Origin of the sequence: Rhodococcus sp. P-2 (assembly GCF_016598535.1) — a bacterium.
GTDB classification, from domain to species: Bacteria; Actinomycetota; Actinomycetes; order Mycobacteriales; family Mycobacteriaceae; genus Rhodococcus_F; species Rhodococcus_F baikonurensis.
Genome location: NZ_CP066779.1, coordinates 5,455,914 through 5,476,134 on the forward strand (window position 1 = coordinate 5,455,914; position 20,221 = coordinate 5,476,134).

A 20,221-nucleotide genomic window follows, 5' to 3' on the forward strand; every position below is an offset into this window, starting at 1 on the left:
GATGTCTGCCGGTGAAATCTATTGGGATGTAGTTCCGTACGTGGTCTTGGCGATCTTCGTGATCGGTACGTGGTGGCGCTATCGCTACGACAAGTTCGGTTGGACGACACGATCATCCCAATTGTACGAACACCGATTGCTCCGCATCGGCAGTCCACTGTTCCATTTCGGGATCCTGGTCGTGATCGTCGGGCACTTCATCGGGTTGGTGATACCGCAGTCGTGGACCGACGCGATCGGGATGAGCGAGCACGTTTATCACGTGCAAGCCCTTGTACTGGGCTCGATTGCGGGTGTATCCACATTGGTCGGAGCCGGGATTCTCGTGTACCGCAGGCGCACCCGCGGACCCGTCTTCATGGCAACGACGTGGAACGACAAATTGATGTACGTGGTGCTGATCGCCGCAATCGTCGCCGGTCTGGCAACAACAGTGCTCGGCTCCGGTGCGTTCGGCGAGGAAACCAACTACCGCACAACCGTTTCCCCATGGTTTCGTTCGATCTGGATCCTGCAGCCCCGAGGTGACCTGATGGCTCAGGCCTCGCTCGATTTCCACATCCACGTCTCGATTGCCATGGTGTTGTTCGCATTGTGGCCGTTCACGCGCCTCGTGCATGTCTTCAGTGCACCGGTCGCGTACCTGTTCCGGCCGTACATCGTCTACCGCAGCCGCGACGACGCTCGTAAGAACGAGCTGGTCGGCTCACGTCCCCACCGTCGGGGTTGGTGAACTCACCGCCCGCAATCGTCGCAGCGAAGCGATCAGCAGGACTGTGCACAGCGCTACCGCCGGCCACACCAACACTGCACCTACCGGCTTCAACCAGGTAGCTGACGCCGTCGCTGCGACGGTCAGTGACGCGGCCGAGGTCATGCCCATCGGGAATGCGGTCGACCAGCGTCTGACGTCGTAGTCGAGTCGCGGCCAGACCAATTCGCAGACAAGCAACACTGCGTAACATCCGAGCACGATGACCATGAGCCCCACGCTCAACCGTTGGCAGAAATGATGCAGTCCTTGCGGCCAACCGACAGCCTGCGCTGCTGCGGACAGTTTTCCGGCCGCAAGCGTCGAAATCGCCAGCGCCCCACCGAAGACCCAATGATCTCCGGCACCGATGCGGAGCTGGTTGAACGAGAACCTGACGAGCACCAAGACATAGAACGCCAGGCCGAGAACGAAAGCAACGGCCGACGGAATCGCGATCCAATGCGCCGTGGTTGTGGCCGCCAGCGTTGCTCCCAACACAGCCAGGCCCTGGGTGGCCACACACAGCAGAAAATGCACGCCGACGGTCGGCGAAGTCCAGTGTCGAATCACCGCCGGTATGAGCACGATCCACGCGAGCACTGCGATCGCGAGCGCAGTGAATCCGACAAGACTCCAATCGAACAGGGCGAATCGTGTGCCCAGGACTGTCGTCGCCGCTACGCCCGTGAGTGCCGGAGGGGTATCCGCCTCGTCGATCCACCGTGCTCGATCATCGACCAACCTCGATGCGAACACCACAGTGAGAACGAGCCAGATTGCCGTCCCGATCACCAGCCACACCAGCGAAAACGCCTCGAGCCCGATCAGATGCAACGCTACGGACACGATTCCAGAGGACATCGCGGCCGCTCCCGCGCCCGGAGGGATGACCTCGAGCGTGCGGCCTGCTGTCGATCTAGCGCGGTGATCGCCGGACACACATCCATGATGCGTGACGGTGCAGCCGGGTGCGGTGATTTCGACCCGGCAATTCGAATTGGTCCGCCCCGAATCGTTCCCCGCTCGGCACGCTGAAGCAAGAATCTGGAGCGTTGGATCGCCGTGGCCTGTTGGCCGATTGCCGCAACACTCAGTGCGGTCCAGTTTTTCAAGTCGAGGCCCAACAGCTGAGTACTTGATGTGCACCCTCTGATCCTCGGACGACTGTCCGGAACAGGCCTTCTCTCGCTCACCGGGAAGGCACGTATGGGGCGCCGCCATCTGACCATAGCTTTGTGACATGGACAACAACGTCGATGTCATTGTCATCGGATCGGGTGCTGCCGGATCCGCCGCAGCACTCCAAGCACACGCTGACGGCGCGTCGGTGGTGATTCTGGAGAAGAGCGGACGCGATGCCGCGGGCGGCAATACTCGACTGTCCGGCAGTGGATGGTTCGTCAACCAGGACCCTGCTGCCGCCCGCACCTTCCTGCGTTCGTTGAACGGATCGTTCACCGTTGCCGACGATGTCATCGACGCCTGGGCAGAGAATACGCAAGGACTTTCCGACTGGCTCCGCAGTCTGGGTGCATCTGTAGCGATGACCGGCGATTTCCATTCCACGGCGGAGTACGGCGAACTCGACGGAAGTTCTTGTTACGCAGGGATGGACACCATCGAAGGGAAGATGGGCAATGAACTTCTCTACCACTTCCTCGTTTCCGCTCTCGCTGAACGCGGCATCACCACTCTTTTCGACACCGAAGCCACCAGACTCTTGACGGATGAATCCGGATCGGTGACCGGAGTCGAGGTCCGTTCGAGTGAACAAACTTCGGAGATCCAAGCGCGCCGGGGCGTCATTCTTGCCACCGGAGGATTCGAAGCGAATCCGGCCATGGTGCGCGACTACTTGCGTCTGGAGAATCCGAAGATCTGGGGCTCACCGTCGGCAACCGGCGACGGCCACCGCATGGCGCAGGCAGTGGGCGCAGATCTGTGGCATATGAACAACATGATGACCATTACGGGAATCCCCGGTGATGCCGAGAATCCCACGGGTTTCTTTCTCGCGCTGTGGAATGCACATAATTACGTATTCCTCAGCCGGGAAGGTCGACGTTTCACCGACGAGTCAGCCGAAATGCGGCACGGTCATGTGTTCAGAGAGGGCTCTTACCAACACTTTCCAGTGCAACCGATGAACATCGTCTTCGACGAGACGATGCGGTTGGCCGGACAATTGAGCCCCAGCCGTGACGCACTGCCCGTCGGACACAGAGTCCTCGACGAAAGGTACGAGTGGAGTTCGGACAATCAAGCCGAGATCGACAAGGGTTGGATCGTCAAGGCGGACACGCTTGCCGAGCTCGCCGAGAAGCTCGGACTGGACCCCACAGTCGTGGAAACGAGCGTGCGCCGCTACAACGAGGCGTGCACAGACGGCGTAGACCACTCGTTCGGTCGCAAGCCCGAGACTCTGGCTCCGATAGCGATCGCTCCGTTCTACGCCGTCTCCGGGCCACCGCTGCTGGGATGGAGTAGCGGTGGGCCGCGCCGCGACGGTCATTCCCGCGTACTCGACACCGCCGGTAGCCCGATTCCGGGACTGTATGCGGCGGGCGCGGTGAGTTCCACCTACAGCGCGGCAAAGGACGGTGGATTCCACATTGCCGACGCCTTCGCATTCGGCCGTGTCGCCGGGGCCCACGCTGCCGCGCGCCAAGCTTGATACCGTCGGCCTTTCGACTGACTAGCTGCGCACAATCACGTGGCTCGTCAGTTGTGGGCGATCGTCACGCAGATGAATCCTCTGCGCCGGATGAAACCGGGATTCGTACCGAGACGCTATCGCCTCGGCGGTCCCGTAATAGCTCACATCGCGCGGACGAACCTTCGCGCGCCGCAAGGACTCGTCGAAGCTGGCTTCAACCCAGATTCGTAGGTCGAACTGATCTCGCATCAGTCCCCGAAAGAGCAGAACTCCCTCGACGAGCACGATGGCACGATCTGGAACCCGGGCCTTCGTTACCACCGATTCGTCCGTCTCCGGATCAGTCGAGACGTAGGAAATGTCGGAAACTTCGGCCGACCGTAGCGGCACCAGCACACGACTGCTGAGGATCGAATAGTCGTACGCATCCTCGAGATACCCACGCACCGCGTCGGGATTGTTGTTTCGTACGGCTTTCGCAGTCGAGAACTCGTCGCCACGGATCGTGACGACGTCATGGCCCGCCGTCGAGATACCGTCAGCCAACTCGTCTGCGATGGTCGATTTTCCGGACGCCTCGATTCCCGAGAGCCCGACGACAGTGCGTCCGAAGCGTACTTCGTGGCACCGTACGACGTGCTCGACAAGAGAACCCGAATCATCCGCGCCGAAGGTCTTCTGCCGATTCACACCCGAGCGGCCTTGACCTCGTCGAAGAACGCGATGACGGCGGCTTCATTCTCCGGCGGGACCGTCATTGACGCCCGTGGACCCGCTACCGCGATGGAGTCGTCGGCGAGCCGGTTTCCGATGGTGAGCTTCAGTCCCGACTTCGACGGTTTCGCCTTCACCGCAATGTGTTCGACATGCCAGCGAGCCACTTCGCTCGTGCTCGCAGCGGTGCGGTCGAAGACCTCCACCGTGCGGTGGTCGAGGACCATGACGATGTTGGTCCCGACGGTAACTTCCAGATAGCGTCGTTCCGCCACGGTGTGCGCCTTTCGGTCAGTTGAACCCGACGCTACACACCGTGGCAGATCTCAGCGTGACATAACTCCGCTATTCAAAACTTCAGCTGTTCAGAACTTCTGTTGTTCAGAACTTCAGCGGGATGAACTACCCGCATCCACCGGCAGGGCGACCGACGTGATGTAGCGGGCCTCGTCGGAAGACAGGAACAGAGCAGCGTTCGCTACGTCCACCGGTTCGATCCACGGAATGGCGAGCATGTTCATCGTCATCGCGGCCGCAGCGAATTCCTCCCGCGTCGGGTTCTCGAGATCGGGGCGGAACTTGCCGCGCACCAACGGGTTCTGAATCATCGGGGTGTCGACGTTGGTGGGATGGACCGTGTTGACCCGCACGTTGTACGGCGCCAGTTCCTTTGCCAGCGAACGCATCAGACCGACTACACCGTGCTTGGCTGCGGTGTAATGCGCAACCCCGACCAGCCCCCGAAGTCCGGCGATGGAGCTCGTGAGTGTCATCGATCCCCCACCTCGCTCGATCAAGTGCGGAGCCGCGACCGTCGTGGTGTGCCACACCCCGGTCAGGTTCACGTCCAGCATGGTCTGCCACATCGTTTCCGACATGGTCAGTGCCGCGTCGGAGGACGTGATACCGGCTGTAGCGCACACGATGTCGAGTCCGCCGAGCGCTTCGACCCCCGCGTCGACCGCACTGCGTAGTGCCTCGAGATCCCGAACGTCCACTACTGCAGATTCGACCTTTCGCCCCATCGCCCGAATCTGCGCAACGGTCTCGTCGAGATCGGCCTCTGTTGCGGGCGGCGTGACTGTCGTTTCCACCGACGTGCACACGTCGACCGCGATGATGTCCGCGCCCTCTTCGGCAAAACGCACGGCCTGAGCCCGCCCGATTCCCCGAGCCGCACCCGTGATCAGCGCGATCTTGCCTTCCAATCGAGAAGTCATCAATTCACACTTTCTGGGTCAGGCCGGCGTCGACGACCAACTGACAGCCGGTCATGTAACGGGACTCCGCGGATGCGAGAAACAGGACGGCATTGCTGACATCCACCGGATCGACCCAGGGAACGGGCAACAGGTTGCGTGCGCTCAGTACTGCAGCAGCATCTGCTTCGGTGGGATTCTCGATGTCCGGGCACAGGTTCGCGAACACTCGCGCATTGATGATCATCGGGGTACGTACCGAACCCGGATGCACGGAGTTGACGCGAACGCCCTCCGCCCCCAACTCGTTGGCCAGCGTTCTGGCCAGACCCACCACAGCGTGCTTGGCGGCGCTGTAATGACCCGCTCCGGCAATACCTTTGATTCCGGCGGTCGAGCTGACCAGAACGACGGATCCACCGTCGCCGAAGTGCGGAACACAGGCCTTGACGGTGTGCCACGCCCCGGTGAGATTGACGTCCAGCGATCGGTTCCACACTGCCGGTTCGATGGTCCACGACGGTCCCGGTGTGTCGTAGACGCCGGCGTTGGCGACCACGACGTCCAGACCCCCGAGTTCGGTAACGCACTCGGCCACTACTGCGGCCAAGCCGTCGAAGTCCCGAATGTCCGCCACACCGGTGACCGCGACACCGCCTCGACCACGCACTGCCTGAGCGGTTTCCGCCAACCCCGATTGTGCCTGTTCGACGTCCAACGCGATCACGGACGCGCCTTCTTCGGCTAGCCGCTCACAGTGTGAACGTCCCATTCCGCCGGCAGCACCCGTTACGAGCACCCGCTTGCCCTCGAGACGACTCATGCGTGCACCGCGCTGTTCAGCTCGAAGCCTCGGTATCCCGCTGCTGCCACGTCTGCACAGATGTCGGAGTAGACACCGAAGCCTCCGATGAAGGGCATGAAGATCCTCGGCTTTCCCGGGATGTTGGCTCCCATGTACCAGGAGTTCGCGGATGGAAACAATGTTGCCGACGCCCGACGCGAGCACTCCTCGAGCCAGGTGTCCACGGCTTCGGCGCTCGGCTCGATGGTGTCGATGCCGTTGGAATCGAGATGGTCGATCGCGCCGGCGATCCAGTCGACGTGCTGCTCGGCAGCGAGGATCATGTTCGACACTACACTCGGGCTACCGGGTCCGGTGACGATGAACAGGTTCGGGAAGCCGTGCACTCCCAAGCCGAGATAGGTTCGCGGACCCGCATGCCAGTTCTCTCGCAAGGTCTCGCCGCTGCGGCCACGGATCTCGATGCGATCGAGTGCCCCGGTCATCGCATCGAAACCGGTGGCGAACACCAATGCGTCGAGCTCGTAGTGGGCGTCGGCCGTCTTGATCCCGGCCTCGTCGATTGCCTCGATCGGTGCAGTCTTGAGATCGACCAGGCTCACGTTGTCGCGGTTGTAGCTCTGGTAGTAGTCGGTGTCCGTCACGATCCGCTTGGTCCCGATGGGATGATCGTTCGGGATCAGCAAGTCGGCGATGGCCTGATCTTCGACCACCGATCTGATCTTGGCCTCGGCAAACGCTGCTGCCGTTGCGTTGGCGTCGATGTTGCTGGTCTGGTCGGCGAAGGTTTTGGCGAACAGGACACCGCCGAGCTTCCACCGCTCTTCGTAGGCCGCGTTTCTCTCGGCCTCGGACACCTCGAGCGCACTGCGCGGGTCCGAGACGAACGGTGATCCACCGCCGCTGCGCTTGGACAGTGCTCGACGCTCGGCGTAGTCGGCCTTGATCTCGGCGCGCCGCTTGTCGTCGAGCGGTGTGTTTCCCGCCGGCACACTGTAATTCGCGGACCGCTGGAACACGAAGAGGTGCTCGGCTTGCTCGGCGATCAAAGGAACGGACTGGATGCCCGACGATCCGGTACCAATCACTCCCACTCGCTTGCCGGTGAAATCGACGCCCTCGTGCGGCCAGAAACCGGTGTGGAAGACCTCACCGCCGAAAGTCTCCCGACCTGCAATGTTCGGAACGTTCGCGGTCGAGAGGCTGCCAGTGGCGCACACCACGAAGCGTGAGGTGACGTCATGACCACCGTCGGTGCGCACTCGCCACGTCGACGAAGCCTCGTCGAACTGTGCGCTCTGAACACGGGTATCGAAGGTGAACCCACTGCGTAGGTCGAAACGATCGGCAACGTGATCGAGGTAGGACAGGATCTCCGGTTGCGCGGCGTACTTCTCGCTCCAGTCCCACTCCTGTTGCAGCTCTTCGGAGAACGAGTAGGAGTAGTCGAAACTCTCGACGTCGCAGCGTGCGCCCGGGTAGCGGTTGAAATACCACGTGCCGCCCACTCCGGAGCCCGCTTCGAAGCCGTGGACACGCAACCCCTGCTCGCGAAGTCGGTGCATGGCGTACATGCCGGCGACGCCGGCGCCGATGACTACGACGTCGAGTGGTGCGGTGGAGAAGTCAGGATCGGTCATGGTGGTCACGCTACGAGTGGGTTGGTTGGTAGAGGAACGGGTTCTCCCGCTGGGTGGGCGGGCGAGGCGGGTTTGTCCACCGATAGGAGGACACCGATGTCGTCCGGCACTGGGACCGGTAGGCGGACAGACCCGAAGGGAATTGGGGGCCATAGTTGTCTCATCACCGAAACACACGGTCACCGAGACCGACAAATCGAGGAGAACATGATGAGCACCAACACAATTCGACCCGAAGCAATTTCCTTCTCCGGCCTCAGCATGGCAGCTCTGGTTGCCCGCGCCGCCGGTGCGAACACGGTGAAGTCGATAACCGACACATCCGTCACGACGGCGATGATCAGCAATTCGGGTCGCGGCGCCCTGTATCTGGTCGACGCGTCCAATCCGAACGGCGACTGGGTCGTCCCGCCGGCGGATTACATCCTCCCCAACACGAACGTCAACGTAGTCGCCACCAGTAAGAACCAGAACGACTTCCCCATCGTGCTCACGTACCGCTCCGACGACGGTCGAGTGTTCGTCTTCAGTGCCACCAATTCGAAGACCAGGGCAGATGTCGGCGGTACGTACGCCACCGACGACCACGACGTCACGGTGACGATGACCTCGGGTTACCCGGCCATGAATGTCACCTACGTGATCCGGTGACGCTTGCTCACTCCAACAGACCCTGTCGCATCGCAGCGGCGACGGCGGCGCCTCGATCGTTGACTCCGAGTTTCTCGTAGAGGCGCTGTACGTGGGTCTTGACAGTGGAGGGCGCGAGAAAGAGCTGTGCGGCGATGGCCGGGATGCTTGCGCCCTGCGCGATCAATCCGAGAACCTCACGTTCGCGGGCACTGAGCGTCGGACCGGAAGGTTCACTGCGACGCCGGACCTCCCCCACCAATCCGGCGGCGATGCTGGGCGGCAACACGTCTCGGCCCGCGGCACAGTCGAGTACGGCGCTCACGATCTCGGCGCGAGTGGATTCCTTCGGCAGGAACCCGGCAGCGCCGGCTTGCAGAGCCTGATAGACGACGGACGACTCGTCGTGAGCGCTGAGCAGTAGCACCCTGGTCGGAAGCTCGTCTCTGACCACTGCGGCGGCGACCTGAGTTCCGTCCAGGTGCGGCATCCGGAAATCGAGCAGCGCCACCTTCGGGCGTAGTTCGCGGATCATTGCGAGCGCTGCTGCGCCGTCGTCGGCCTCGCCCAGGACGTCGATGCTGTCACTGCCGGTCAGGGCCCGAACCACGCCCTCACGGAACAGCGGGTGATCGTCGCCGACCACCACGGAAACCTTGCCGACCACCGGCTTCGTGCCTTCTCGCATTGCTCACTTTCTCACGCCCGTATCAGCAATGCGAGCACTTGCGCCTCCCCCGATCGGGGGACAGACGATTCAACCCCGCCGCGGCCCCGTCGGCGGACATACAGCAGCACTCATTCGCGACAAGATTGATTCATCGCCGAGAACGGCAACCACACACCATCCCAGGAGCAGACATCATGCGTACCAACACCACTCGCTTCGTAGCAGTCACCGCAATCGCCCTCGCTCTCGGCGGAACCGCTCTGGGAACCGCAGCGATCGCCAACGCCGGCACCATGCCGACCGACGGCCCGACGGTTGCCATGACCATCACCAACAACACCGACAACCCGATGCTGCTGGACAGCGCGTCCAACCCCTACGGACAGTGGATCAACGGCCCCCGCTCCTACCTCGCCCCGCACACCACCGAGATCGTCACCGCGTACAGCAGCGATCCCCGAGGCATCGGTGTCGACGTCACCTACAACGTGGCCGACGGCGTCCAGACCGTGATGGCGGCCAACAACTACGCCGGCAACCCCACCCTCGACGGCACCCGCATCATCGGCGACCCGACGCACGTCATCCTCACCGACTACATGGCCACCGGCTACCCCACGATGAACGCCTCCTACGACGTCTTCACGCAGAACTGAACCAAGCGTCGAAGCACCCACGAACTTGATCCGCTACGGCCCACGACCCGGTATCCGCATGGATGTCGGGACGTGGTGTGCGCTGACCAGCTCAGACGCGTTCGACCAACACGCAGCGGGCACCACTGAAGATAGTGGGCATGCACTTGTTGCAGTGGATGCACAGTGAATGGGTATCGGATTCGGCTGCGATCCGATTGATCAGATCCGGTTCTCTGAGCAGCGCCCGTGCCATGGCGACGAACTCGAATCCCTCCGCCATTGCCGTATCCATTCCCGCCTTGTCCGTGACACCGCCGAGCAGCACGAGCGGCAGCTTCACCGCAGCACGGATCTGCCGAGCCTCTTCCAACATGAACAGCGGCTTGTACGGATAGGTATGCAACATGCTCTTACCCACCAACTGCACACCGAGTCGAACAGGTTGCGGCATCGCGGCGGCAAACTCGCGGATCGGCGCATCGCCCTTGAACAGGTACATCGGGTTGAGCAGTGAGCTACCCATCGTCAACTCGAGCGCATCGACGCTTCCGGATGCTTCGAGCCACTGCGCCACCTGGATTGCTTCGTCGACCCAAAATCCTCCTGGCACACCGTCGTCCATGTTCAGCTTGGCCAAGATGGCGATCTTGTCGCCGACGGCATCGCGCACACTGCGTGCAGTGTCGAGTACGACGCGAGCCCGGTTCTCCAGTGATCCGCCGTAGGAGTCCTTACGACGGTTGAGTTTCGGGCTCAGGAACGAGCTCGCGAAATAGTTGTGACCGAAGTGGATCTCGACGGCGTCGAATCCTGCCTCGACGGCAAGTCGCGCAGCGCTCCCGTGCGCCGCCGCAATTCTGGTGATGTCCGCTGTCGTGGCAGTGCGAATCATCCTCATGCTCAACGGATTGAACGAACTCGACGGTGCCAGCGCGGGCAGTCCGGTCGACTTCTGGTTCGCCACGGGACCGGCATGCCCGAGCTGCGCCGACGCAGCAGCACCTTCGGCGTGAATGGCATCGGTGAGCCGCCGTAGCCCGGGGAGGGCATCGGGCCGCATCCACAGCTGACCGTATTCGGTGCGTCCTTCCGGTGCGACGGCGCAGTACGCGACGGTGGACATCCCGACCCCACCGGCTGCCGGGCGTCGATGGAATTCGATCAGCTCGTCGGTGACCAGGGCGTCGGGAGTTTTGCCTTCGAATGTCGCGGACTTGATGATTCGATTTCGAAGGGTCACCGGGCCGAGCTTTGCCGGGGCGAGTACGTCGGGAGCAGCGGTCATCAAGTTTGCCTCTCGCGGGAGTTGTTTGCAGGACGGTAAATCCACGGCCGAGAGATGGCCAGCGACCGTGCCACGGAGCGGGAAACGACTTCAGCCCGGCCGAGGTGGCCGGGCTGAAGTCGTCAGTGCCGTTCAGACTCGTCCGAAGTACGCATCCTTGAGCACTGCCAGGTCGTCGATGTCCTTGGCGTCGGCGTCGAGAACCACCTTGCCGATGTCGAGGACCGTCACGTGATCGGCGACGCTCATCGCAGCCTCGACTGCCTGCTCGACCAGCAGAACAGCCAGGCCGGTTTCCTTGAGTTGTTGGACGCGGTCCATCACCTCACCGACGATCACGGGAGCGAGACCGCCCGAAGGTTCGTCGAGAAGGAGTAACCTCGGCTGCGCCATCAGCGCTGCGCCGATCGCGAGCATCTGCTGCTGACCGCCCGACATGGAACCGGCGGGAAGCGAACGCTTCTCCCCCAGGATCGGGAACATCTCGTACATGGACTCGACGGACTCCATGAGTTCGCTGCGCTTCACCTTGCGGGTATAGCCACCGAGCAGGAGGTTTTGTTCGACGGTCTGCTTGTGAAAGACCCGCTTGCCCTCCTGCACGTATGCCATTCCCTGCCGCACCCGCTTGTGCGCGGGAACTCCGGTGATGTCGGCGCCGTCCATTTCGACGGTTCCAGAAGCCACCTTGTTGAGGCCGGACAGGGCACGCAGCGTGCTCGTCTTGCCGGCTCCGTTGCGTCCGAGGAGGGCTGTCACCTGACCGGGATAGACGTCGAACGAGACATCCCAGACGACGCGCAGATCGCCGTACCCGGTCTGCAGGTTGCGGACCTTCAGAATCGGTTCCATCACTTCACCTCACTGGTCTGATGGTCCACCGCGCCGATTTCTTCGAGAAGCGCTTCCTCATCGCCGGACTTCACTCCGAGATACTCGCTCAACACGCGTGGGTGATGTTCGATCGTCGCGGCGTCACCGGTAGCGATCACCTGTCCCTGAGCCAGTACCACGATCTCGTCGGCCAACGAGAGGACGAGGCGGAAGTTGTGCTCCACCAACACCACTGTGGCCCCGGCATCACGCAGCACCCGGATCAGGTCTGCCAGGCGTTCGAGTTCGTCCTCGTCGAGTCCGGATGCCACCTCGTCGAAGAGGACGACCCTCGGCTCGGCGATGACGGCGCGAGCAACCTCGAGCATGCGTCGCATCCCCAGGGGCAGCGACGTCGCGATCTCGTTGCGTAGGTGCGACATCCCCACGAGTTCGAGGACACGTTCGGCCTCGACGATGTCGGCCTTTGCGATCCTGCGGAAGCTGGGCAGACGAAGCACGGCCGACGCCATCGACGCGCGGTGCACCGAATAGCGTCCGGATGCAACAGCTTCCAGAACTGTGATGTTCTCCGGAATCGTCGGAGTCTGGAACGTGCGCGCCACACCCACGCGGGCCACCTTGTGCGGCGACGACTGCGAGACCACCGTGTCACCGATCGTGATCACACCCGCATCGGCGGTGTAGAACCCGCAGATCATGTTGAGCATGGTCGTCTTACCTGAACCGTTGGGTCCGATCAACGCGGTGACCTTACCGGCCTCGGCCGTCAACGTTGCCGCATTGAGTGCCTGGTTACCACCGAATGCCTTGGACACTCCGTCGACCACCAACCGAGCGCCGTTGATCGCCGCAAGTTCCGGTGTCCCACCGCCGTTTTCCTTTGCAGTGACTACGCCCAGGCCGGCCTTGCGATCGAGTTTCGAGACGATCGCTCGTCCGACCTTGGTCAAACCACCGGAGAGCAGCACGCCGCCGATGATCAGGAAGCCGCCGTAGAAGATCAGCGAGTACTCCTGGAACGCCGTCGACTGGTTGGGACCGAGCTGCATGATCGCGGCACCGACAACGGCGCCGTACACACTTGCCGCCCCGCCCAGGATCGACGCCGCCAGAACTGCTGTGGCAAAGGTGAACCCGAAGGCCTCCGGCGAGATGAACAGGTCGGTGTTGGCGAACAGCGCACCCGCCAGACCCGCCGGGAAAGCACCGATCGCATACCCGAGCAGCTTCATCCGGAACACCGACACACCCTGCGACGACGCCAGAACCGGCGACTGCTTGAGCGTGCGGAACGCGATGCCGTGGCGTGAGACCACGAGGTTCCGCATCACCGCGAACCAGAGGACGGTCACGACGACGACCACCATGTAGTACTGCTGAGTGTCGAGTTCGGAACCGAAGAGCGTCGGCGGTTCCATACCGGTGAGGCCGTTTCGGCCGCCGGTCTTACCGCCGAAGATCGCCAGTACGTCCGGTACCAGCAGAACCAGGAAGAACGACGTCATCGCCAGGGACCAGTTGCCCAGGCGCAGACCGGGAACACCGGTCAAGATACCGACCGCCAGCGCCACAGCTCCGGAGGCAGCGAGCTGGAGCAGAATGTCGGTGTGACCGGCCTGGGACATCAGACCCGCGGTGTAAGCACCGGCCGCGTACATCGCGGCCTGGCCGAGGGCCAGTTCACCGGCAAAGCCGAGGCTCAGGTTCAGGCCACTGACCACCAGCGCCAGGATGCAGGCCAATTGAATCTGCCGTGATGTCGACAGGTCGAGTCCCATCACGGGCAGCAACAGGATCACCACGGCCAGGACGAGTGGGATGATCCAGCTCGGTAGGGAACGGAAAGTCCGCCACGCGCTTACCATTTCACACCACCCGTTCTCGGACGTTGCCGAACAAGCCGGCAGGTTTGACCATCAAGATGACGATCAGCACCGTGAAGACGGCGATATTGCTGTACTGACTTCCCGCCCACAGGGCGGTGAACGATTCCACCAGGCCGACGGTCAGTCCGCCGATCAAAGCGCCTGGCAGAGAGCCGAACCCGCCGATCGCCAACGCCACGAACCCCTTGAGGGCCAGCGCGGCCCCCAATGTCGCAACTGCAAACGTCTTGGGACCGACCAGCAGTCCGAGGACACCGGCCAATGCACCCGAGAAGGCAAACGCACCCAGCGCCAAACGTCGGACGTTGACTCCGCGCAGCATCGCCGCTTCACGATCCTCGGAGATACCGATCAGAGCCAGACCCGTCATGGTTTTCTTCGAGACGTAACTCAACCCGATGACCAGTGCGATCGCCGCAACAAGCAGAGCGATCTCGACCGGGTAGGTACGGCCGCCGAGTAGGGTGATCGGTTCGTTCGATCCGAAGAAAGGAACCGTGAGAGGTTCACTACCCCAGATCAATTGGGTTGCACCGTTGAGCAGGGTGGCGACGCCCAACGTCGTGACCAACTGGTTCTGGTGATCGGCCACCGGTCTGATCGCGACGATCTCCTCGACCGAGGCGAGGAGCATCACGGTCACGGTTGCCATGACGGCCACCACGAGAACGGGGAGTTTCAGGGTCACCAGACCCGTGTAGGCGACGAAGGTGCCCACCATCATCAGTTGAGCTTGAGCGAAGTTGAAAGTGTTGGACGAAACGAAAACGATGTTGTACCCGATGGCAACCAGCACGTAGACCGCGCCGAGCGCCAATCCGGACCACAGAATGGTCATGACGCAGCCGGGTTTCCGAACTGACCGTTGAGGATCTTCGTCGGGCTGATGAACTTCAGCTCACTGGTATCCGGGTTCGGGCCGTGGTTGTCGGAGCTGAAGTTGTAGCGCGAGAGGAATGCGGTCTTGGCATTCTCCTGGACCTCTGCGGTTTCCAGTGCTTCGGCGAGCTTCTTCGGATCGGTCGAACTGCCGACCTTCTCCGCTGCGGCCGCGACGAGGGGGAATGCGTCGTAGTTGTCCGCGAGGATCAGCGTCGACGGGATCGAGCCCAGCGACGCCATCGTGTCCACCATCGTGGTGACGAGCGCGTTGTTCGGATCGAACACCGTGCTGGTGAACACCTGCGTCACGAGGTTCTTCACCTGTGGGGTGCCGAGCACACCGGCGGGCGGATCGTTGGCGATCAGGTTGGTGGCAGAGACCGACGTGTTGCCGATCAACGGCACGTCCCAGCCGAGTCGCTCCAGGCTCTGCAACACGTATCCGAGCGGGGCGCCGTACGCGTCCAACGCGATTGCCGTTGCACCGGCATTCTTCAGCGACTGCAACTGAGCCGTCATGTCCAGCGCGGCGGCGTCGTACTCCTCGTTGCCCGCAGCCTTCAAGCCGACCTTCTCGAGCGCACTGGTCATCTCCTCGCCGAAAAGTTCACCGTAGGCGGTACTGCCGTGCAGGACTCCGACGCTGCTGTAGCTCTTGGTCTTTGCATACTCGGAGATGCCGCGAGCGGTGTCGGTCGCACCCGGAGCCAGGTCGAAGTTCAGCGGGAACTTCGAGGGGTCCGTCGAATCGGGAGAAGGCGCCATGCTCAGCGAGAGGATGTTGTTCTGCTTGAGGATCGGGAGAACCGCAGCCGCAATCGACGAAGGACCCGAGTTGAGGTAGAGGTCAGGCTTGTTCCCCGAGTTGATGGCTTCGCGCAGCTTGGTGACGGCGATGGTTGCATCACCCGCGTCGTCGACAGTGGTGAGCTCGATCTGACGGCCACCGATTCCCCCGGCCTCGTTCTGGACCTGAACGCCGGCCTTGGTGGCCAGCAGCGAGGTCTGCGAGTTCGCCGCGAGAACGCCCTGTGCACTGATCCCGCCGGTCAACAGCACTCGGTACGGCGAATCCGCGCCACCTTCGGACTCCGAAGAACCACTACACCCCGCGAGAGCCAGAGCCGTCACGGCTACTGCCGCAACAAGAATGGGCCGACGATTCATGTCTGCACTCCTAGAACACATGTATGCACCGAACGTCAGGCGAATACCTGACGAAAGAAGGGTCGACCGGTGGACGCGCCTGATTTGGAGCACCAGCCGACCAAGCATCCGCTTGATGATCTAGCAAGCAGTTGCTTGGGTTGGAGCATAGAATGTGATCTGGATAACGTCAAACGCGTAAAAGAGGATTCATGGAAGCGGACGCTATGCACATTCAGGTCGCCTCGACAGACCGATTCCCGCTGGGTGGAAACGCCAAAACGGCCCCACGCCCTGCGGGATTCGATGAAATGAATCCGACAGGGCGTGGAGCCGTTTGTGACTAGGTCCGACTACCGCTGGTTGCGGGGTTTCCAGACCACCAACGCGTTGTTGCGCGGAATCGGAACGAGGTCCCGGCGGTAGCCCGCATGGACTTTCGCGATTTCCTCGGCCAATTCGCGGACGCGATGCTGCAAAGCCTCGACCTGGTTGGTCAGTTCGATGATCCGTTTGATTCCGGCAAGGTTGACGCCCTCGTCCTGCGAAAGCCGTTGCACCTCACGAAGAAGCGCAACATCACGCGGGGAGTAGCGTCGTCCTCCACCAGTGGTTCGGTGAGGGGTGACCAAACCGAGTCGATCGTAGTTGCGCAAGGTCTGCGCATGCATTCCGGCCAACTCGGCTGCCACCGAGATCACGAAGATCTGGGCGTCAGGATCGACCGTCGCATCCCATTGATTCTGCGGTCGTTCGGTCATCATGCACCGGCCCACCCGGCCCGTGGATCGAACCCGCTCGCCTTCTCGGCTTCGAGATAGGTCTTCAGCGCTTCGATCGCCGGGTCGTCCAACTTCTGCGGGACGGATACCTTGACGGTGACCAGAAGATCACCAGCACCATCGGGACGCTTGGGGATACCGCGTCCGCGAACTCGCAGAATGCGTCCGTCCACCGTCCCGGCCGGAACCTTCACTCCGACACGGCCCTCCAGAGTCGGCACGGACAGTGTCGTGCCGAGCACCAGTTCGCCGTAGCTCACCGGAACCGTCAGAGTCAGGTCGTCACCGTTGCGGCCGAAGACGCTGTCGGGCTTGACGCGGATGTTGACGAACAGGTCACCGGCCGGTGCTCCGCGGAGGCCCGCTTCGCCCTTGCCCTTGAGCCTGATCTTCTGACCGTCACTCACGCCGGCGGGCACGCGAACCGTGATGGTCCGTGTCCGGTTGGTGACGCCGCTACCGTGGCAGTCCTCGCACGGCGAGTCGATGATCGAGCCGGTTCCCCGGCAATCGTCGCACGGCTCACTGAATCCGAAGGCGCCCTGGTTCCGGCTGACAACGCCGGTTCCGTTGCAATGCGGGCACACTCGCGGGCTGGTGCCTGGCTTCGCGCCGCTGCCGTGGCACGTGGTGCACGACGTCGGACTTGTCAGACGAAGTGGGACGGTGACACCGAGCGCTGCTTCACGGAAGGCGAGCGTCGTCTCGGTCTCGAGATCCTTGCCTCGACGCGGGCGGTTGGGTGCGGCTGTGCGCTGGCCCGCTCCCCCGCGGTTGAACAATCCGCCGAAGATGTCGCCGAGACCCGAGTCCTGCGCGCCGGCACCGCCGCCGAACAGATCGTTGATGTCGAAACCGCCGGCGCCGGGGTTGAATCCGCCGCCGCCTTGGGCGCGGGGGCCGAAGCCTCCGCTGGCAAAGAGGCGCCTGGCCTCGTCGTACTCCTTGCGCTTGTCCGGATCGGACAGAACGGCATGAGCTTCACTGACGGACTTGAAACGCTCTTCGGCCTTCGCATCGTCAGGGTTGGCGTCGGGATGAAGATCCCGAGCCAGCTTGCGATACGCCTTCTTGATTTCGTCGGCCGTCGCGGTGGACGAGACGCCCAGCTCCTTGTAGAAGTCCTTCTCGATCCACTCCCGTTGACTCACTGGGCGTCTCCTCCTCTCACTCTTACTTCGCTTCTTGTTCTGAACCGTCTGCAGGCTTGTCGCCTACCCGGTCCGTCACGGCCACCATCGCGGTCCGAAGGACCCGGTCGCCGAGCTTGTAACCCTTGCGCATGACCGTCCCGAGTACGGGGTCGTGGCCTTCGCCTTCATGCTGCACCGCTTCGTGGAGTGCGGGATCGAAATCGTCACCCTCGTTACCGAAGTCGGTCAAACCCAGACCCGTCAGGGTCGTGTTGAGCTTGTCCGCGAGTGCACGCAGTGGACCCGATTCGAGGTCACCGTGTGCCCGGGCGCGATCCAGGTCGTCGAGGATTCCGATGAGCTCGGTGATGACCGAAGCCCGCGCGGTTTCCTTGATGACCTGCTTGTCACGCTCGACGCGACGACGGTAGTTGGTGAACTCCGCCTGAAGTCGCTGCAGATCCGCAGTTCGTTCGGCGAGCTGATCGGTGGCGGATGCTTCCTCCACGATCGACTCTGCTTCCTGAACTACCCCTGTGTCTTCCGAGTCGAGCGGCGGCAGGGATTCCCCCGCCGCCTCTCCTTGTGCACCGGTCTCGGGGTCGACCGGGTTGTTCTCGGGGTTGTCCGAGGTCACTTCTTGTCCGAGTCGGTGGGCTCGTCGACAACCTCGGCGTCGACGACGTCGTCGTCATTGCCTGCGCCGTCGGTGTTTCCGGCCTCGTTTGCAGCGGAAGCCTCGTAGATGGCCTGGCCCAGAGCCTGCGACTCGGTGCCCAGCTTCTCCACTGCGGTCTTCACTGCAGCGATGTCGGTGCCTGCCAGGGCGTCGTTGACGTCCTTGACCGCTGCCTCGACCTTGGTCAGGATCTCCTCGGAGACCTTGCCCGCGTTCTCACCTTCACGCTGCTCCTTGACGAACTTCTCCGTCTGGTGGACCAGCGACTCGGCCTGGTTGCGAACCTCCGCCTCTTCGCGACGGGCCTTGTCTTCCTCGGCGTGAGCCTCGGCGTCCTTGACCATGCGCTCGATCTCTTCCTTGGACAGACCGGAGCCGTCCTGGATCTTGATCGTGTTTTCCTTGCCGGTGCCCTTGTCCTTCGCCGTCACGTGCACGATGCCGTTGGCGTCGATGTCGAAGGTGACCTCGATCTGCGGAACGCCACGCGGGGCGGGCGGCAGATCGGTGAGCTCGAAGGAACCGAGCAGCTTGTTGTGCGAAGCGATTTCGCGCTCACCCTGGAAGACCTGGATCTGCACCGAAGGCTGATTGTCGTCAGCGGTGGTGAAGGTTTCGGAACGCTTCGTGGGGATCGTGGTGTTGCGCTCGATGAGCTTGGTCATCACGCCACCCTTGGTTTCGATACCGAGGGAAAGCGGCGTGACGTCGAGGAGCAGAACGTCCTTGACCTCACCCTTGAGCACGCCGGCCTGGAGTGCGGCGCCGACTGCGACGACCTCGTCCGGGTTGACGCCCTTGTTGGGCTCACGGCCACCGGTCAGTTCACGAACCAGATCGGAGACGGCCGGCATACGGGTGGAGCCACCGACGAGCACGACATGGTCGATGTCCTTGACGGCGATTCCGCTGTCCTTGATCACTGCCTGGAACGGCGCACGAGTGCGATCGAGCAGGTCCGAAGTGATCTTCTGGAACTCGCTGCGGGTGAGCTGCTCGTCCAGGAAGAGCGGGTTCTTGTCCGCGTCGACCGTGATGTACGGGAGGTTGATGGAGGTGCTCTGCGAGCTGGAGAGCTCGATCTTCGCCTTCTCCGCAGCCTCACGCAGACGCTGCAGCGCCATCTTGTCCTTGGTCAGATCGATGCCGTTCTGAGCCTTGAACTTGTCGACCAGCCAAGCGACGACGCGCTCGTCCCAGTCGTCGCCACCGAGGTGGTTGTCACCGGAGGTTGCGCGAACCTCGACGACGCCGTCGCCGATTTCGAGCAAGGAGACGTCGAAGGTGCCGCCACCGAGGTCGAAGACCAGAATGGTCTGCTCGGTGTCACCCTTGTCCAGTCCGTATGCCAGTGCAGCCGCGGTGGGCTCGTTGACGATACGAAGGACGTTGAGGCCGGCGATCTGGCCGGCTTCCTTGGTTGCCTGACGCTGTGCGTCCTCGAAGTACGCGGGGACGGTGATGACGGCGTCGGTGATGTCTTCGCCGAGGTAAGCCTCCGCGTCACGCTTGAGCTTCATGAGCGTGCGGGCGCTGATTTCCTGCGGCGTGTACTTCTTGCCGTCGATTTCCACGTTCCAGTCAGTGCCGATGTGGCGCTTGACGGAGCGGAGGGTGCGGTCGACGTTCGTGACTGCCTGGTTCTTCGCGGGCTGACCGACGAGAACCTCGCCGTTCTTGGCAAATGCGACCACCGAGGGGGTGGTACGTGAGCCTTCGGCGTTGGCGACCACTACGGGCTCGCCGCCCTCCAGCACTGCAACTACCGAGTTGGTCGTACCGAGATCGATACCGACTGCACGAGCCATAGTGTTCCTACCTTTCGTTCTGCGGTTCTCTGCCCGAGTGGTTGATCTCGAACATGACCGCGAGTTTTTCGCTTGGT

General features: G+C 62.4%; 20 protein-coding genes. 4 read left to right on the forward strand and 16 right to left on the reverse strand.

The genetic code is table 11. From position 1 onward, the window contains the following. Position 1 precedes the first annotated feature (1 nt). Positions 2-733 carry a respiratory nitrate reductase subunit gamma gene (gene narI / locus I7X09_RS25405; RefSeq protein WP_019749403.1) on the forward strand — a complete coding sequence of 244 codons (732 nt, stop codon included), beginning with the start codon at positions 2-4 and terminating at the stop codon, positions 731-733. Here the strand turns inward: narI and I7X09_RS25410 are convergent. Next, positions 707-1,615 carry a tellurite resistance/C4-dicarboxylate transporter family protein gene (locus I7X09_RS25410; protein WP_234036709.1) on the reverse strand — a complete coding sequence of 303 codons (909 nt, stop codon included), beginning with the start codon at positions 1,613-1,615 and terminating at the stop codon, positions 707-709. The genes narI and I7X09_RS25410 overlap by 27 nt on opposite strands. A gap of 379 nt (positions 1,616-1,994) precedes the next feature. Here I7X09_RS25410 and I7X09_RS25415 point away from each other — a divergent pair, with 379 nt between their 5' ends. Beyond that, positions 1,995-3,428, forward strand: a complete 1,434-nt coding sequence (locus tag I7X09_RS25415) for an FAD-dependent oxidoreductase (RefSeq protein WP_200314265.1) — start codon at positions 1,995-1,997, stop codon at positions 3,426-3,428. Between the two features lie 21 nt (positions 3,429-3,449). Here I7X09_RS25415 and I7X09_RS25420 read toward each other — a convergent pair whose 3' ends face one another. The 5 genes from I7X09_RS25420 to I7X09_RS25440 all read right to left on the reverse strand — a co-directional run bounded on the left by I7X09_RS25420 (position 3,450) and on the right by I7X09_RS25440 (position 7,768). Continuing rightward, on the reverse strand, positions 3,450-4,100 hold the full coding sequence (locus I7X09_RS25420; protein ID WP_200314266.1) for a uridine kinase: 651 nt from the start codon (positions 4,098-4,100) through the stop codon (positions 3,450-3,452). Further along, entirely contained in the window at positions 4,097-4,399 is a 303-nt protein-coding gene (locus I7X09_RS25425; protein ID WP_019749398.1) for a hypothetical protein, read from the reverse strand. The genes I7X09_RS25420 and I7X09_RS25425 overlap by 4 nt, the downstream gene beginning before the upstream one ends. Before the next feature lie 114 nt (positions 4,400-4,513). Further along, positions 4,514-5,344 (reverse strand): mycofactocin-coupled SDR family oxidoreductase, encoded by an 831-nt coding sequence (locus I7X09_RS25430; protein WP_029538560.1) that lies wholly within the window; start codon positions 5,342-5,344, stop codon positions 4,514-4,516. A 4-nt stretch (positions 5,345-5,348) separates the two neighbouring features. Then, positions 5,349-6,146: a mycofactocin-coupled SDR family oxidoreductase gene (locus tag I7X09_RS25435; RefSeq protein WP_200314268.1), complete on the reverse strand. Its 798-nt coding sequence runs from the start codon at positions 6,144-6,146 to the stop codon at positions 5,349-5,351. Then, the gene (locus I7X09_RS25440; RefSeq protein ID WP_200314270.1) at positions 6,143-7,768 is read right to left on the reverse strand and encodes a flavin-containing monooxygenase; all 1,626 of its coding nucleotides are present in this window, start codon (positions 7,766-7,768) and stop codon (positions 6,143-6,145) included. Before I7X09_RS25440 ends, I7X09_RS25435 begins: the two co-directional genes overlap by 4 nt. Positions 7,769-7,978: 210 nt before the next feature. Between I7X09_RS25440 and I7X09_RS25445 the strand changes: the two genes are divergently transcribed. Beyond that, complete coding sequence (locus tag I7X09_RS25445) at positions 7,979-8,419, forward strand: hypothetical protein (RefSeq protein WP_200314272.1); 441 nt, start codon at positions 7,979-7,981, stop codon at positions 8,417-8,419. A 7-nt stretch (positions 8,420-8,426) separates the two neighbouring features. On the opposite strand, the gene I7X09_RS25450 is transcribed toward I7X09_RS25445, so the two are convergent. Continuing rightward, positions 8,427-9,086 carry a response regulator gene (locus I7X09_RS25450; RefSeq protein WP_200314274.1) on the reverse strand — a complete coding sequence of 220 codons (660 nt, stop codon included), beginning with the start codon at positions 9,084-9,086 and terminating at the stop codon, positions 8,427-8,429. 176 nt (positions 9,087-9,262) lie between these two features. On the opposite strand from I7X09_RS25450, the gene I7X09_RS25455 reads away from it, so the two are divergent. Then, positions 9,263-9,724, forward strand: coding sequence for a hypothetical protein (locus I7X09_RS25455; protein ID WP_095972469.1), 462 nt, complete (start codon positions 9,263-9,265; stop codon positions 9,722-9,724). A gap of 91 nt (positions 9,725-9,815) precedes the next feature. Here I7X09_RS25455 and I7X09_RS25460 read toward each other — a convergent pair whose 3' ends face one another. From I7X09_RS25460 to dnaK, 9 genes are all read right to left on the reverse strand, one after another. After that, entirely contained in the window at positions 9,816-10,991 is a 1,176-nt protein-coding gene (locus I7X09_RS25460; protein ID WP_200314276.1) for an NADH:flavin oxidoreductase, read from the reverse strand. Positions 10,992-11,123: 132 nt separating this feature from the next. Further along, positions 11,124-11,843: an ABC transporter ATP-binding protein gene (locus tag I7X09_RS25465; RefSeq protein ID WP_050656301.1), complete on the reverse strand. Its 720-nt coding sequence runs from the start codon at positions 11,841-11,843 to the stop codon at positions 11,124-11,126. Further along, positions 11,843-13,693, reverse strand: coding sequence for a branched-chain amino acid ABC transporter ATP-binding protein/permease (locus I7X09_RS25470; protein WP_200314278.1), 1,851 nt, complete (start codon positions 13,691-13,693; stop codon positions 11,843-11,845). The genes I7X09_RS25465 and I7X09_RS25470 overlap by 1 nt, the downstream gene beginning before the upstream one ends. Before the next feature lies 1 nt (position 13,694). After that, positions 13,695-14,552: a branched-chain amino acid ABC transporter permease gene (locus tag I7X09_RS25475; RefSeq protein WP_020906602.1), complete on the reverse strand. Its 858-nt coding sequence runs from the start codon at positions 14,550-14,552 to the stop codon at positions 13,695-13,697. After that, positions 14,549-15,763, reverse strand: a complete 1,215-nt coding sequence (locus I7X09_RS25480; RefSeq protein WP_124567337.1) for an ABC transporter substrate-binding protein — start codon at positions 15,761-15,763, stop codon at positions 14,549-14,551. The genes I7X09_RS25475 and I7X09_RS25480 overlap by 4 nt, the downstream gene beginning before the upstream one ends. 332 nt (positions 15,764-16,095) lie before the next feature. Further along, positions 16,096-16,506, reverse strand: a complete 411-nt coding sequence (locus tag I7X09_RS25485; protein ID WP_003944355.1) for a heat shock protein transcriptional repressor HspR — start codon at positions 16,504-16,506, stop codon at positions 16,096-16,098. Next, positions 16,503-17,675 carry a molecular chaperone DnaJ gene (gene dnaJ / locus I7X09_RS25490; RefSeq protein ID WP_095972474.1) on the reverse strand — a complete coding sequence of 391 codons (1,173 nt, stop codon included), beginning with the start codon at positions 17,673-17,675 and terminating at the stop codon, positions 16,503-16,505. The genes I7X09_RS25485 and dnaJ overlap by 4 nt, the downstream gene beginning before the upstream one ends. 22 nt (positions 17,676-17,697) lie before the next feature. Continuing rightward, positions 17,698-18,294 (reverse strand): nucleotide exchange factor GrpE, encoded by a 597-nt coding sequence (grpE, locus tag I7X09_RS25495; protein ID WP_095972475.1) that lies wholly within the window; start codon positions 18,292-18,294, stop codon positions 17,698-17,700. Next, the gene (dnaK, locus tag I7X09_RS25500; RefSeq protein ID WP_003944365.1) at positions 18,291-20,144 is read right to left on the reverse strand and encodes a molecular chaperone DnaK; all 1,854 of its coding nucleotides are present in this window, start codon (positions 20,142-20,144) and stop codon (positions 18,291-18,293) included. Before dnaK ends, grpE begins: the two co-directional genes overlap by 4 nt. Between the last annotated feature and the right edge of the window lie 77 nt (positions 20,145-20,221).